18 protein-coding genes are annotated in these 13,157 nt (G+C 71.6%); 8 read left to right on the top strand and 10 right to left on the bottom strand.

What is annotated here, in order from left to right:
* Positions 1-68 precede the first annotated feature (68 nt).
* The gene (locus AB0B48_RS27440) at positions 69-485 is read right to left on the bottom strand and encodes a CBS domain-containing protein (protein ID WP_030333361.1); all 417 of its coding nucleotides are present in this window, start codon (positions 483-485) and stop codon (positions 69-71) included.
* A gap of 112 nt (positions 486-597) precedes the next feature.
* On the opposite strand from AB0B48_RS27440, the gene AB0B48_RS27435 reads away from it, so the two are divergent.
* Positions 598-1,179 carry a nucleotidyltransferase family protein gene (locus AB0B48_RS27435; RefSeq protein ID WP_357206502.1) on the top strand — a complete coding sequence of 194 codons (582 nt, stop codon included), beginning with the start codon at positions 598-600 and terminating at the stop codon, positions 1,177-1,179.
* 31 nt (positions 1,180-1,210) lie between these two features.
* Here the strand turns inward: AB0B48_RS27435 and AB0B48_RS27430 are convergent, their stop codons facing one another.
* The 4 genes from AB0B48_RS27430 to AB0B48_RS27415 all read right to left on the bottom strand — a co-directional run bounded on the left by AB0B48_RS27430 (position 1,211) and on the right by AB0B48_RS27415 (position 5,632).
* Positions 1,211-1,651 carry a PPOX class F420-dependent oxidoreductase gene (locus tag AB0B48_RS27430; protein ID WP_357206505.1) on the bottom strand — a complete coding sequence of 147 codons (441 nt, stop codon included), beginning with the start codon at positions 1,649-1,651 and terminating at the stop codon, positions 1,211-1,213.
* Positions 1,652-1,825: 174 nt separating this feature from the next.
* Positions 1,826-2,851: an aspartate-semialdehyde dehydrogenase gene (locus tag AB0B48_RS27425; RefSeq protein ID WP_355008946.1), complete on the bottom strand. Its 1,026-nt coding sequence runs from the start codon at positions 2,849-2,851 to the stop codon at positions 1,826-1,828.
* A 157-nt stretch (positions 2,852-3,008) separates the two neighbouring features.
* Complete coding sequence (locus AB0B48_RS27420; RefSeq protein WP_357206499.1) at positions 3,009-4,346, bottom strand: pitrilysin family protein; 1,338 nt, start codon at positions 4,344-4,346, stop codon at positions 3,009-3,011.
* Complete coding sequence (locus AB0B48_RS27415; protein WP_357206497.1) at positions 4,343-5,632, bottom strand: pitrilysin family protein; 1,290 nt, start codon at positions 5,630-5,632, stop codon at positions 4,343-4,345. Before AB0B48_RS27415 ends, AB0B48_RS27420 begins: the two co-directional genes overlap by 4 nt.
* Positions 5,633-5,734: 102 nt before the next feature.
* On the opposite strand from AB0B48_RS27415, the gene AB0B48_RS27410 reads away from it, so the two are divergent.
* Entirely contained in the window at positions 5,735-6,484 is a 750-nt protein-coding gene (locus AB0B48_RS27410) for a phosphodiesterase (protein ID WP_357206495.1), read from the top strand.
* On the opposite strand, the gene AB0B48_RS27405 is transcribed toward AB0B48_RS27410, so the two are convergent.
* Positions 6,451-6,669 (bottom strand): hypothetical protein, encoded by a 219-nt coding sequence (locus AB0B48_RS27405; protein WP_355008950.1) that lies wholly within the window; start codon positions 6,667-6,669, stop codon positions 6,451-6,453. The genes AB0B48_RS27410 and AB0B48_RS27405 overlap by 34 nt on opposite strands.
* Positions 6,670-6,941: 272 nt before the next feature.
* On the opposite strand from AB0B48_RS27405, the gene AB0B48_RS27400 reads away from it, so the two are divergent.
* The 3 genes from AB0B48_RS27400 to AB0B48_RS27390 all read left to right on the top strand — a co-directional run bounded on the left by AB0B48_RS27400 (position 6,942) and on the right by AB0B48_RS27390 (position 8,876).
* A complete protein-coding gene (locus AB0B48_RS27400) occupies positions 6,942-8,036 on the top strand; it encodes a 3-deoxy-7-phosphoheptulonate synthase (RefSeq protein ID WP_357206493.1) in 1,095 nt (364 codons plus the stop codon).
* Between the two features lie 388 nt (positions 8,037-8,424).
* Positions 8,425-8,658: a hypothetical protein gene (locus tag AB0B48_RS27395; protein WP_355009012.1), complete on the top strand. Its 234-nt coding sequence runs from the start codon at positions 8,425-8,427 to the stop codon at positions 8,656-8,658.
* Between the two features lie 23 nt (positions 8,659-8,681).
* Positions 8,682-8,876: a hypothetical protein gene (locus tag AB0B48_RS27390; protein ID WP_091405645.1), complete on the top strand. Its 195-nt coding sequence runs from the start codon at positions 8,682-8,684 to the stop codon at positions 8,874-8,876.
* Positions 8,877-8,928: 52 nt separating this feature from the next.
* Here the strand turns inward: AB0B48_RS27390 and AB0B48_RS27385 are convergent, their stop codons facing one another.
* From AB0B48_RS27385 to AB0B48_RS27375, 3 genes are read right to left on the bottom strand one after another with little or no spacing between them, the layout of a single operon-like run.
* Complete coding sequence (locus AB0B48_RS27385) at positions 8,929-9,465, bottom strand: DUF1360 domain-containing protein (protein WP_357206491.1); 537 nt, start codon at positions 9,463-9,465, stop codon at positions 8,929-8,931.
* 53 nt (positions 9,466-9,518) lie between these two features.
* Positions 9,519-9,857 carry an SRPBCC family protein gene (locus AB0B48_RS27380; protein WP_238678168.1) on the bottom strand — a complete coding sequence of 113 codons (339 nt, stop codon included), beginning with the start codon at positions 9,855-9,857 and terminating at the stop codon, positions 9,519-9,521.
* Positions 9,857-10,195 (bottom strand): DUF6158 family protein, encoded by a 339-nt coding sequence (locus AB0B48_RS27375; protein WP_357206489.1) that lies wholly within the window; start codon positions 10,193-10,195, stop codon positions 9,857-9,859. Before AB0B48_RS27375 ends, AB0B48_RS27380 begins: the two co-directional genes overlap by 1 nt.
* A gap of 134 nt (positions 10,196-10,329) precedes the next feature.
* Between AB0B48_RS27375 and AB0B48_RS27370 the strand changes: the two genes are divergently transcribed.
* Entirely contained in the window at positions 10,330-10,752 is a 423-nt protein-coding gene (locus AB0B48_RS27370) for a hypothetical protein (RefSeq protein WP_357206487.1), read from the top strand.
* Between the two features lie 25 nt (positions 10,753-10,777).
* On the top strand, positions 10,778-11,110 hold the full coding sequence (locus AB0B48_RS27365; RefSeq protein ID WP_357206485.1) for a DUF3817 domain-containing protein: 333 nt from the start codon (positions 10,778-10,780) through the stop codon (positions 11,108-11,110).
* A gap of 54 nt (positions 11,111-11,164) precedes the next feature.
* On the opposite strand, the gene AB0B48_RS27360 is transcribed toward AB0B48_RS27365, so the two are convergent.
* Positions 11,165-11,686, bottom strand: coding sequence for a DUF6232 family protein (locus AB0B48_RS27360; protein ID WP_357206483.1), 522 nt, complete (start codon positions 11,684-11,686; stop codon positions 11,165-11,167).
* A gap of 501 nt (positions 11,687-12,187) precedes the next feature.
* Here AB0B48_RS27360 and AB0B48_RS27355 point away from each other — a divergent pair.
* Positions 12,188-13,157, top strand: a 970-nt coding sequence (locus AB0B48_RS27355; protein WP_357206481.1) for an NlpC/P60 family protein, incomplete at its 3' end; no start/stop codon positions are given.

The raw sequence follows: 13,157 nt of genomic DNA, 5'->3' as shown, positions 1-13,157 counted from the left end.
CTGGGGGTGTAGACACCTCCGGCCGGCCATGCCGTATGGTAGAGCCGGCGCGCACCGCGGCGGACGGGTCAGTTGTTCGGATCGTCGGCGCTGATGTCGGCCAGGACCGACTGTGGTTCGCGCTCGACAGCGAGGTCACCCATCGACACCAGGCCGACCAGGCGCCCGTCGTCGATCACCGGAAGTCGGCGTACGGCGTACGTCCGCATCAGGTCCGCGGCGGCCACGGCATCGTCGTACTGACTCACCGTGATCACGTCGCGAGTGGTGATCTGGTTCAACCGGGTCGAGCCCGGGTCCATGTTCTCCGCGACACCTCGGACCGTGATGTCCCGGTCCGTGACGATGCCGACCACACTGTCACCGTCGGTAACCACCACATCGCCAATCGCACTGTCACGCATCTCCTGCGCGGCTGCGATGAGCGTGTCGTTGCCGTCCATCGTCACCAACCGGGTCGTCATGAACTCTCCGACCGTTGTCATGGTGCTCCCCTCTCGGTGTCGGCACGGCCCGTCTACCCGCCGCCCGGGAGGGGGTAACGCCGACTGCCCGCCGGGACTGTCCGTGCAGGTGTCCGCTGCCTACCGTGGGCGCATGATGACGGGCGAGGACGAGCTGCGGGAGCTGGTGGCCGGCAGCAACTGGCTGATCCGGGCACTGGCGGTGGTGCGTGATTCCGGGCTGCCGGACGCCTGGATCGGCGCTGGCGCACTGCGCGACCTGGTCTGGGGCGAGCGGTACGGCAACGGGTTCGACCCGGCGCGGGTCCGCGACGTTGACGTGGTCTTCTTCGACCCGGCGAGGCTGACCCGAGCCGACGACGACCGGGCAACCGCGTTGCTGAAGGGGATGTGGGCGCAGCCGCCGTGGGAGGCTCGCAACCAGGCCGCTGTGCACACCTGGTACGCGGCCACGTTCGGCGGCGACCCGATCGAGCCGTACCGCAGCGTGGCCGAGGCGGTCGCGACCTGGCCGGAGTACGCGACAGCGGTGGCCGTCCGCCTGGACCAGGCCGGCCAGCTGGACGTCTGCGCGCCGTACGGTCTGACGGATCTGCTGGGCGGGGTGTGGCGGCACAACCCGGCCCGGGTGGACGTGGCCCTGTCGCGGCAGCGGTTGGCCCGGCACCGGCCGGCGCAGCGTTGGCCCGGCGTGACAGTGATCGAGCCAGGCTGATCGGCTGTGGCGGGTCAGCCTGAGCGGCGGGTCAGCCTCGGGGCGGCATGCCGTAGAGCCGCTCGACGTGCAGGCGTAGCACGATCCGGCCCTCGTCGACCATGGCCTGGCGGTACTCGTCCCAGTCGGGGTGTTCGCCCCTCAGCCCCCGGTAGAGCGCCACCAACTCCTCGACCGTCTCGTCGTCGAGTCGGGTGGCCGGCGGGGTCAGCTCGGCGCGACCTTCGACCACCGCGTACGCCCAGCCGTCCTCGCTGCTGACGTGGAAGCTGGCGCGCGGGTCGCGGCGCAGGTTCGCGGTCTTGGCACGGCCGTCGGTGACCGAGACCCGGATCAGGCCCGCGTCCCGGTCGAAGGAGTAGACCACCGTTGACAGCTGTGGACGCCCGTCCCGCTTGATCGTGGCGAGCACGCCCATCGAGCGGCTGGCCACCAGATCGGTCAACGCCTGCTGGGTCCGGTCATCCGGCATGGTGTCCTCCAGGTTGGACGATCGTCTCCGACCCATCCAAGCACGACCTGCCGGCCCCTGCGGGCGACCACCTGGAACAGCAGGGCGACCACCGATTACCCGCAACGGCACCGAGCCCCCGCCGACGTACGGCGAGGGCTCGGTGATTGTTCGTCGTTTCGGCGACCGTGCCGGTCAGCGGCGCTCGGCGGCGACCAGCTCGGCGAGTTGCACAGCGTTCAGCGCGGCGCCCTTGCGCAGGTTGTCGTTGGAGCAGAACAGCGCCAGCCCGTACTCGACGGTCTCGTCGGCGCGGATCCGGCCCACGTAGGTCGGGTCCTGGCCGGCGGCCTGCAACGGCGTCGGAACGTCGGTCAGTGCCACGCCGGGCGCGTCGGCCAGCAGTTCGTGGGCGCGCTGCGGGGTGAGCGGCCTGGCGAAGCGGGCGTTGATCTGGAGTGAGTGCCCGGTGAAGACCGGCACCCGGACACAGGTGCCGGAGACCAACAGGTCGGGGATATCCAGGATCTTGCGGCTCTCGTTGCGGAGCTTCTGCTCCTCGTCGGTCTCGAACGAGCCGTCGTCGACGATCGAACCGGCCAGCGGGAGGACGTTGAAGGCGATCGGCTGGGTGAACGAGCGCGGCGCGGGGAACTCCACGGCCGATCCGTCGAAGGCCAGCCCAGCGGCGTGCTCGGCCACCTTGCGGACCTGCTCGTCCAGCTCGGCGACGCCGGCCAGCCCGGCGCCGGAGACCGCCTGGTAGGTGGAGACGACCAGGCCGACCAGGCCAGCCTCGGCGTGCAACGGACGCAGCACCGGCATCGCGGCCATCGTGGTGCAGTTCGGGTTGGCGATGATGCCCTTGGGCCGGTCCAGGGCGGCGTGCGGGTTGACCTCGGCGACCACCAGCGGCACCTGCGGGTCCATCCGGAACGCCGACGAGTTGTCGATCACCACGGCGCCGGCCTCGGCGACCCGGGGGGCCAACTCCCGGGCGGTGCCCTTACCGGCCGAGAAGAGCACGATGTCCAGCTCGGAATAGTCCGCGGTCGCGGCGTCCTCGACTGTCACCTCGCCGTCGCGCCACGGCAGCGTACGCCCGGCGGACCGCGCCGAGGCGAACAACCGCACCTGCTCCGCTGGGAACTCCCGCTCCGCCAGCACCTGCCGCATCACGCCACCGACCTGGCCGGTGGCCCCCACAATGCCGATCCTCATGCCCGCGAGGCTACCGACCCCACCCCCGAAACCGGGACCCCTTTCCCACCCCCCGGGTCCACCTCACACCGCGGCCCCACAGCCGTCGATCAAGAGGTTTGCGTCAGGAGTCGCGCTCCGGGTGACGCAAACCTCTTGATCAACGGCGCTTTCGGGGTTAGGGGAGGAGGTCTCCCAGGGCGGTGGCCTCCAGGTCGTCGCGGATCACCGCGGCGTCGCCCTCGATGACCAGGGTGAGAGCTTCCGGGTGCAGGTGGGTGGCTGCCGCCGCGGAGACCTGGGCCACGTCGGCGGAGAGCAGCGACTCGCGCAACCGCGCGTGGTAGTCGTCCGGCAGGTCGTGCACCACCAGGGTGGTCAGCGCGGAGGCGATCGCCCGAGGGCTCTGCAACTCGACCGAGAGCTGCCCGGCACGCCAGGAGCGGGCCACCTCCAGCTCCTCCTCGGTCACCCCGGTGGCCTGGGTACGGGTGATCTCGCCCACCGCCTCGACCAGGGCCGGCGCGGTGACCGCCGTCTGCACACCGGAGCTGACCGCGAACCGACCGAACCGCCGCGACGCGGCGAAGTCGCCCCGGATGCCGTAGGTGTAGCCGTGCACCTCCCGCAGCAGGTGGTTGAGTCGGGAGGTGAACGCCCCGCCGAGCACGGTGCCGGCGAGCGTCATCGGCACGTAGTCGGGGTGCGCCCGGTGCGGTGACGGGTGGCCCAGCCGCAGCGTGGACTGCACCGAGCCGGGCCGGTCCACCAGGATGATCCGGCGACCGCTGTGCAGCGGCACCTCGATGGGACCGCCGCGCTCGGCGGGACCACCACCGGTGCCGGCGAACGCCGCGGCGGCCAGCGCGTCCAGGTCGATCCGGTCCAGGTCACCGGCGACGATCAGGGTGCCGGGGCGCAGGAACCACTCCGAGTGGAAGACCGTGACGTCCTCCACGTCCAACCCGGCGACCGACTCCGGGTCGCCGTGCATCGGCCGTCCCCAGCGGTTCTGGGCGCCGAACAGGTCGGCGCGCAGCGCGGCGTCGGCGCGCGGGCCGGGGTTGGCCCAGTCCATCCGGAGCGCTGTCGCCTCGTCGTCACGGACCCGGCGTACGTCGGCGGGGTCGAGCTTCGGCGTCCGGACCGCCTCGGCGAGCAGTTCCACGGCGGCGCTCAGCCGGTCCACCGGGATCACCACGCTGGCCTGGAACGAGTCCCAGTCCAGACCGGTCGACAGAGCGGTGCCGAGTCCTTCGACGGCGAGCGCGTATGCGGCGGCGTCCCGCTGCGCGGTGCCCTCCTCCAACGCCTTGGCCAGCACGCCGGACAGACCCTCCTTGCCGACCGGCTCCTGGCCCGCGCCCACGTCGAGCAGCAGCAGGGCCACGGCGAGGTTCTGCCCCGGCAGGTGCGCGGCGACGACCTGACCACCGGCCGCGGCGCGGCGGACCACCGGCGGGAACCGGTACGGGCGGGCGGCGCCCGGGCCGGGACGGTCGGCGATCAGCGTCATGAGGTCTCCTCGGGCAGGTAGGTCAGGGTCACCCGGTCGGTGGCGAGCACGTCGGCGGCGGCCTCGGCGATCTGCTCGGCGGTGACAGCGAGCAGGGCCGGCAACTGCTCGGCGATGCGGGCCGGGTCACCGAACTGCGTGGTGTACCGGCCGAGCAGGTCCGCGCGGCCGTCGACGGTGGACAGCTGACGCCACCACCCGGTGCTGAGCAACGCCTTGGCGCGATCCAGCTCGGCGGCGGTGACCGGCACCGTGGCCAACTCGTCGACGACCTCGGCCAGCCCTTCGGCGAGCCGCTCGGCGCTCACTCCGGGGCGGGCGGTGGCCGTGGCGATCAGCGGTGCCGGGGCGTGGGCGAGGTCCACCCCGTACGCCCCGACCAGGTCCGGTTGCGCGATCCGCTCGCCGTCGGCGAGGCGCTGGTAGAGCCGGCTGCCCCGGCCGCTGCCCAGGATGGTGGCGAGCACGGTGATCACGTTGTATCCGGGGGTGCCGAACGGGTAGCTGCGGTGGGCGATGTAGACCCGTGGCGCCGGCACGTCGGCGCTCACCGACTCGACGGCCGTCTGCCCGGTGGCGGGGACGGTGCGGCCGTCCGGTGCCGGCGGGATGTCGTCGCGGGCGGGCAGCGCGCCGAAGTACTTGTCGGCGAGCGCGAACACGTCGGAAGCGGTGGCGTCGCCGACCACTGTGAGCACCGCGTTGTTCGGCGCGTAGTAGGTCTGGTGGAACGCCTGAAAGGTGGCCAGGTCGGCGGCGTTCAGGTCGGCCATGGAGCCGATCGTCGCGTGGTGGTACGGGTGCCCCGGCGGGTAGAGCAGCGGCAGCAATCGCAGCCAGGCGTCGCCGTACGGCACGTTCTCGTAGCGCTGCCGGCGCTCGTTCTTCACCACGTCCCGCTGGTTGTCCAGCGTCTCCTGAGTGAGGGCGGGGACCAGGCCGCCCATCCGGTCGGCCTCCAACCAGAGCGCCAGCTCCAGGTGCTCGGCCGGGACCGTCTCGAAGTAGTTGGTCCGGTCCGGGTTGGTGGTGGCGTTGAGCGAGCCGCCGGAGCCCTGAATCAGCTTCATGTGCTCGGTCTTCGCCACGTTCACCGAGCCCTCGAACATCAGGTGCTCGAAGAGGTGGGCGAAACCGGTCTGCCCGGCCGGCTCATGTCGGGAGCCGACGTCGTACCAGAGGTTGACGGCCACTGCGGGCGCGGTGCGGTCCTCACTCACCACCACGCGCAGGCCGTTGTCCAGTCGGGACGTCTGAATGGGCCAGGGGTAACCGCTGTCGGGCATGCCCCGACGCTATCCGATCTCGGAGGCGGAAAGGTGACGTGCCGTCGGTCGGCGAGCCGACCCGGGCGGCTTCGGAGCCGCCGCGCGGGGTACCGGAGAGCAATGACCGTCACCCAGCCTCCGTTCCGGCCCGCCGGCCGGGCCGCCACCGCCGTCGAACGCGCCAGCACCGCACTCGGCCGGCTGCGCCGCGGCCGGTTGCTGCATCCGGCCGGTCGCTCGTTCGTCGGAGAGACGGTGATCTGGGGTACGCCCGGACCGCCCACCGGGGTCGCGCTGCTGGACCAGCCCGGCCAGTACCGGACCACCATCCGGCTTTCCAAGGGAACGCCCACGCCCGGCAGTTGGCCCGACGTCCTGGGCCTGGCGCTGCGCCTGCACAGCGACGGCGGCCGGCCGTTCGATCTGCTGGTCAGCTCCAGCGGCGCGGCCCCGGTGCTGCGGAACCTGCCGCTGCCGCGACGCCGCTTCACCGGCACGTACAGCACGATCACGTTCTACCGCGCGGGCCGGCGCCGCCTCTGGCTGGCCGCGCTGGCCGACCCCGACTCGGCCGACCTCGGTCGCAGCCTGGCCGCGGCGTCCGCCGCGACCCGGACGGACACCCCGCGCCTGGTGCTCGCGGTCGCGTCGGCGGTGGGGACGTGGCGACTGGTCGGGCAGGTCATCCTCGGCGCCCAGCTCAGCGCCGAGGAGGACAGTGCGCTCGCGTTCGACCCGGTGCGCAACCTGCCACCCGAACTGCGGGTGGCAGGTCCGCTGGCCTGGCTGCGTGACCAGACCTACCGGGGGTCGCGCCGGGCACGCGGGGCGACCGCTCAGTCCGGCGGTTCGACCGCCACCACTGTCTGATCCGAGGTACGACGCTCCAGCACCGTGTCCGGAGCGGCGTTCTGGTCAGCGGTGCGGATGTCCGACTCGGCGAGGATGGCCTCCGCCTGCGCCTCCGGGTCGTCGCTGCCCACCGCCTCCTCCTCGGGCAGGAGGTGGTGCGCACGGGACTCCACCCGGTCCTGATCGCTCTGCTCGTGTGTCATGGCACCCCTGTTACCCCGACCGCGTCCCCGGCACGCGATCTTCACCCCGCATCTTGGGACGACAGCACGGGGGAACGCGTCCGGTCGGGTACGCTGGCCCGGTGACGCGTTCCTATCGATGGTTTAGGCAGCCGGCTCGCACGCCGGTGACTTCACCATGAACTGATGTCACCACGGACCGAGCCGGCTGGGCAGGAGCTGTCGTTCCTGCCCTTTTGCGTACGAGCAGCCGGCTCGTCCCGGGCACCGGCCCCGGCACGGTCGGCGAAAGGATGCCCACCGTGACGACCCCGGAGACCGATCGGGTCAGCGATCAGCGGATCGACCGTGTCGTGCCGCTGACCACGCCCGCCCTGCTGCACCACGAGTTGCCCCTGGACGCCCCGCTCGCAGCGGCCGTGTTGACCGGCCGCCGCGCGGTCGGTCGCGTGCTGGACCGCGAGGACGACCGCCTGCTGGTGGTGGTCGGTCCCTGCTCGGTGCACGACCCGGCCGCCGCCCTGGACTACGCGCAGCGTCTGCGGACGGCAGCCGACCGGCTCGCCGACGACCTGCTGATCGTCATGCGGGTCTACTTCGAGAAGCCGCGCTCCACCGTCGGCTGGAAGGGCCTGATCAACGATCCCGGCCTGGACGGCAGCGGGGACGTCAACACCGGTCTGCGGCTGGCCCGGGCGCTGCTGCTCGACGTGCTCCGCCTCGGCCTTCCGGTGGGTTGCGAGTTCCTGGACCCGATCACCCCGCAGTACATCGCGGACACGGTGGGCTGGGGCGCGATCGGTGCGCGCACGGTGGAGAGCCAGGTGCACCGCCAGCTCGCCTCCGGCCTGTCCATGCCGATCGGCATGAAGAACCGCCCGGACGGCAGCATCGGCACGGCCGTGGACGCGATCCGCGCCGCCGGGGTGCCACACGTCTTCCCCGGCATCGACTTCTCCGGCACCCCGGCGATCATGCACACCCGGGGCAACACCGACGGGCACCTCGTGTTACGCGGTGGGGGCGGCCGACCCAACTACGACGCCGAGTCGGTCGCTGGGGCACTCGACCTGCTCCGCGCCGCCGACCTGCCGGAGCGGCTGGTGATCGACGCGAGTCACGCCAACAGCGGCAAGGACCACCGTAACCAGCCGCTGGTGGCCGCGGACGTGGCCGCCCAACTGGCCGCAGGTCAGCGCGGGATCACCGGCGTGATGCTGGAGTCGTTCCTGCTGCCCGGCCGGCAGGAGCTCGACCCGACCCGGACGCTGGAGTACGGGCGGTCGGTCACCGACGCCTGCCTGGGTTGGGACGACACCGCCGAGGTGCTCGACCACCTCGCCTCGGCTGTGCGGGCCCGTCGGGCCACCCTGCCCACGACGGTGTGACCGCCGACACCACGACCGGCGGAACACGAACGGGGGTCGGCTCGTTGACTGGGGTGTCGGTGTGTCCAGTGTCCCCGGGCCTCACCTAAATAGCCTTCGCGGAATACCGTCCGGCTGGAGCCGCGTAGTGCCACTCGCCGAGAGGCGACCTGCACACCGACACCAGCGCCGCCCCCGGCCCACAAGGCCGGGGGCGGCGCTGTCGCTCTGCCCGCCCCCGCCCCCGCGCTGCTTTGTGTCTCCCTTTGCTCTGCACCCCTCCGCGCACCACTCACGAAGCGTGACCGTCGCATCGGCGGGTGCAGAGCAAAGGAAGGGTTGCGGGGCCGTCGGCCCAAGAGCGCAGGCCAGCGACGGGGTGACGTTTGACCGATTCCGCCCCGGGTAGCTGATCGACGTGACCGACGACTCACCACTGGCCGACGAGCCGGACACCCGGGCACTCGACGACCTGCTCGACGGCATCTTCCGAGGCCAGGAGCGGGTTGAGCAGGCGGAGATCTACCGTCAGGCGGTGGCCGCAGAACTCCCGCCGGAGCTGCTCGCCCGCATCGACGCGCTCCCCGAGGGTGAGTACGCGGTGGACGAGGCCAGTGACCTGCTGGGCGGCTCGGTCGGCTGAGCGACCGCGGAAGGGACACCGACATGACGCACCACGAGGACCACGACGAGAAGGTGCCGGCGCTGGGTCAGCCCCCGAAGGGCAGGGACACCACGCCCGAGCCGGACTTCGCCAACGAGCACGACCGCACGGCGGTGGATCGGGACATCATCACCGGGGCGGACGAGGACGAACGGGAACCGGAGTCGCCGCACGGTTGGTCCGGCATGCAGCGCTGAAGGCGTACGAAAAAAGGGGGGCCGGCGCAGGCCGGCCCCCCTTTTTTGGCTTTCAGTCGTCGTGCCCGCCCTCGGCGGCCTGCTGCGCCGTCGCGTACGCCATCTGGAGGAAGTCGGACGCGGCGCCCGCCGTCTGCGCGGTCGCCACCAGGCGGGTGAGCCGGGGCGCGAGCACCAGGCCACCGGTCAGCCCGGTGGCCACCCAGACCGCCAGGCAGAACGGGCAGCTCAGCAGCTCGCCGATGGCGTGCCGGGTGGGGCTGCCCGAGTCGCGGACCTGCTCCATCACCTCGCCGCTGCCGATCGGGCGGTCGTAGCGGGTGAACGGCGCCCGCAACGGGCTGGTCACCGCGTCCTTGGACAGCAACCGGCTCAGCTTGTGCGTGGCGATGGAGAGCAGCACCACGTCGGACGGCGCGGGACGCTCCGGCACCGGCCGGCCCGTCGCCTTGACCAGGCCGGCGAGAGCCCCGGTCACCCCGGCGTAGGCGCCCATCGCCACCAGGTAGCCGCCGAGCGGCCGGTGCTCGTGCGGCGCGTACGCCCGGCGCAGCCGGGCCGCCTTCTGCCGCAGGCCAGTGTCGCTCACCCGATCTCCTCATGTGTCGTGGTGGTGCGGGAACGGCGTCGCGCGTGGCCGACTCAGCCGGCCTGGAGGTTGTCGGCGACCTCGCGTGCCAGGTTGGTGAGCGCCTCGTCGGCAAGCTGGTCCGGACCGGGCCCGCCGGACCCGTCGGCCAGGTCCAGCTGGATCCGCGCGCCACCGGAATCGGCCGGCTCCACCCGGATCTCGGCGGACCAGTCGTCGGCGTCGCCGTCGCCCCAGCGGGCGCGCAGCTCCTCGCCGCTGATCTCCGCGGCGGGGCTGCCGTCGCCGCGCAGCGGCTCCGGCAGCCAGGCCGAGGCACGGTCGGGGTCGGTGGCTGTGCTGAAGACCACCTCGGGTGGCGCGGACATGCCGCGCACGGCGCGCGCCGGCATCACGCGTCCCGCAGGCGGCTGGGATCGACCTCTCGACCCGGGTGTCGGGCCAGGTACTCGGTCTCCAACTCCGCCGTGCGCCGGAGGTGGTTCGCGAGTGCGGAGTCGGCAGCGTGCCGCAGGGTGTCCAGGCGGGTTCGGTGCAGGCTGTGCATCTCGCGGATCAGGTCCTCGTCGGAAAGCTCCGTCGGGTCGATGCCGAGCAGGTCGTCGTCGAGGCCGGGTGCGCCGGCCGGGTCGGCGAGCTGATCGCCGCCCCACTCGGGCACCCGCTGCTCCGGGCTCGTATCCGCGCTACCGCTGGACGCAAAGCCGTCCTCACGTACCGATCCGGTCATGATCGCCCCCCTTGATCTCGTTTGGGCTGGCGTCTAAACGATTGCCCAGGCGCGGTGACGCCAAACCAAGGCGACGAGTCGACGACTACGACACGGTGTCGGAGACCGATGGCGTCCCCGGTACCCTCAATGTCATGAGGCGGCTCTGGACCCCGGCGTGGATCGCACGCCACGTGGCCATGGTCGTGCTGGTCGTGGGCTTCCTGGGGCTGGGCTGGTGGCAGATCAGCCGGGCCACCGCCGGCAACAGCCTGAGCTGGGGGTACGCGGTCGAGTGGCCGATCTTCGCCGGCTTCGTGGTCTACGTCTGGTGGCGTGAGGTGAAGATGGCCCGCCGCAGGGCGACGGAGGCCGACGCGCCGCCAGCGGATCCGGCCGTCGAGCCGGCGCCGGCGGTCACCACCGGGTCCCGACCGGGGGTACGCCGCCCGGTGCGGGTGTCCCGGGTGCCCGCCACCGGGGACGTCGTCGAGGACAACGACCTGGCCGCCTACAACCACTACCTGTCATGGTTGAACGCCAATCCGGGCGCCCGGCCCGGCGACTATCCCGGCTGAGCCGGGTTCGGAAGGACGGACGAAGGTGGGCGCTGCCCTTACCCGGTACCGCGTGATCGCCTGGATCGTGGGCGTGGTGCTGATCCTGCTGGTCGTGGTCGGCATGCCGCTGAAGTACGCGTTCGACAATCCGGTCGTGGTGGAGACGATCGGGCCGGCGCACGGCTTCCTTTACATGATCTACCTGGTGGCCGCGTTCGATCTGAGCCGCCGAGCCGACTGGCCGCTGAAGCGGATGCTGCTGGTGATGCTGGCCGGCACGGTGCCGTTCGTCTCGTTCTACGCCGAGCGCCGGGTCAGCGCCTGGGTGGCAGCGCCGCAGGCCGAGCGGACTCCGGAGCCCGTCCTCCCGCGATGACGGTCAGCGGGCGTGAAGATTGCTTGCGCCGACCTTCACGCCGGTCGCGCCGCATCAGCGGTTGGGCCGCCACGGATCCGCTTCGGCGATCGGGTCGACCCAACTGCCGTAGCGGTTGACCTCCCGGGCCCGGAGCAGCGACCGGGTGACCTGGCCGAACTGTCGTTCGTCGTCGGCGCTGAACAGCAGCACCTCCGAGCCTTGGTACCACCCCCACAGTTCGTGTGGCGGTGGGCGCCAGCGATCGCCGACCAGGGCGAGAGCGGCCGGGAGCAGGAACACGGCGCCGAGGATCAGGTACGCCCCGGCGGTGAGGCGGTGCAGACCGCCGGTGAAGCCGAGAAGCACCCCCACACCGCCGAGCATGCTGGCGGTGATGACCACGGCCCGGACGGCGATCCGGTCGTGCGGACCCCGGGTGGTACGCAGATGGGTCAGGTCGGCGACCCGGTAACTGTTCCGACCGATGGTGAACCGGTCGATGGTCACGATGATGCCGGGCCGCGCGTACAGCAGGGTCGACCGGGCGCCCGGCACCGTTCGCGGCGGTCGCGTCTTTGCGCCTTCACGATTCACGGTTCCTCCCGAAGGGGACGGTTGGCCGAGTGGGCCCGCTGGCGACAGTCATCGCTGCCTGCCGACGGGATTCCCGGCTCCGGACTTCATTGTGTTGCGGCGCCGCCAGTCGACCTGGGCATTTACCGGGTCACGACAGCTCACCCCGACTGGGTGAGATCGCCGAGAAACCGCATCCATTTCAGCTTTTATCGGTTATGGCCACCAGGAATCCGGCGGCATAAGCCCGGAACGACGAAAGTCATAAATCTGTCAGTACGCCGCGAAAAGGGCGATGTTCCCTCGTTCGCAGGTGTCATCAGCCACGATGGCGCCACCCAGCCCACCGGCCCGACCCGCAACTCTCCCAACTTTCGCCCCTGCTTCAACTGCGAGTCACATCCGTCTCGGGTTAGGTTGGGCAAGCCGGTCCGGCCCAGTGCCGTCCGCCCGGGTGGCCCCGGCCGGTGTCGTCGAGGGCGTCAGCAGCCCCGGCGGCCGTGGGAGAGGGGCCTTCCGCTCTTGTCATCCCTGAGAAATCTGCTGCGCACCGTGGCGCTGGTCGGCATGTCGGCCGCGCTGATCGCCCCGACGGCGGTGGCCCAGGCCGAGCCGTCCCCCGCCGACCTGACCCGCCGGATCGAGACGTCCTCGGCCGAGTTGGAGCGGGTCGTCGAGTCGTACAACAAGTTGCGTGAGGAGATCAAGACAAACGAGGCCGCCGTGGCCCGATTACAGACCCGCATCGGCCCGCTCGAACAGCAGGTCGAGCAGAGCCGGGCCGACGTGGCCGAAATCGCCTCCACGGCGTACAAGAGTGGCGGCCTGCGCACCGCGGACGCCCTGCTGCGCGCGGGCGGCTCGGCTGCGCTGCTGGACCGGCTCGGCACGATCGAGCAGTTGACCCGCCAGCGGCAGGAGCGCATCTCCGGCTTTACCACCGACCAGCGGCGGCTGCTCGACGAGAAGGCCCGCCTGGGCACGACCTTGACCCGGCAGGCCGCACAGGCCCGTCAGCTCGCCGCGGCCAAGAAGCAGATCGAACAGGACCTGGCCAAGCTGTACGAGCTGCGCCGGCAGGCGTACGGGGCCGCCACTGAGCGACCCGCGCCCAAGGCAGCGACGACCGAGGCCAGGAACGTGCCCGCCGTGTCCGGTGCTGCCGGAACAGCCGTGCGGTACGCGTTCGGGGCGATCGGCAAGCCGTACAAGTGGGCGGCCGAAGGGCCGGACGGCTACGACTGCTCCGGGCTGACCCTGGCGTCCTGGCGGGCGGCCGGCAAGTCGCTGCCGCACAGCGCCCGGATGCAGTGGAGCGCTGTCGCCCACATCGGGCGAGGGGAGCTACGCCCCGGTGACCTCATCTTCTACAGCGGGCTCGGGCACGTCGCCCTCTACGTCGGCGACGGTCAGGTGATCGACGCGCCCAGCGCCGGTCGCAACGTGCTCAAGCGTGGCATGAACATGATGTCCATCCACGGTTACGGCCGGG

The organism is Micromonospora sp. NPDC049089 (assembly GCF_040648775.1).
Taxonomy (GTDB): domain Bacteria; phylum Actinomycetota; class Actinomycetes; order Mycobacteriales; family Micromonosporaceae; genus Micromonospora.
The sequence above is the reverse complement of the archived record's forward strand: the minus strand, read 5'-3'. Positions and strand labels throughout refer to the sequence as shown.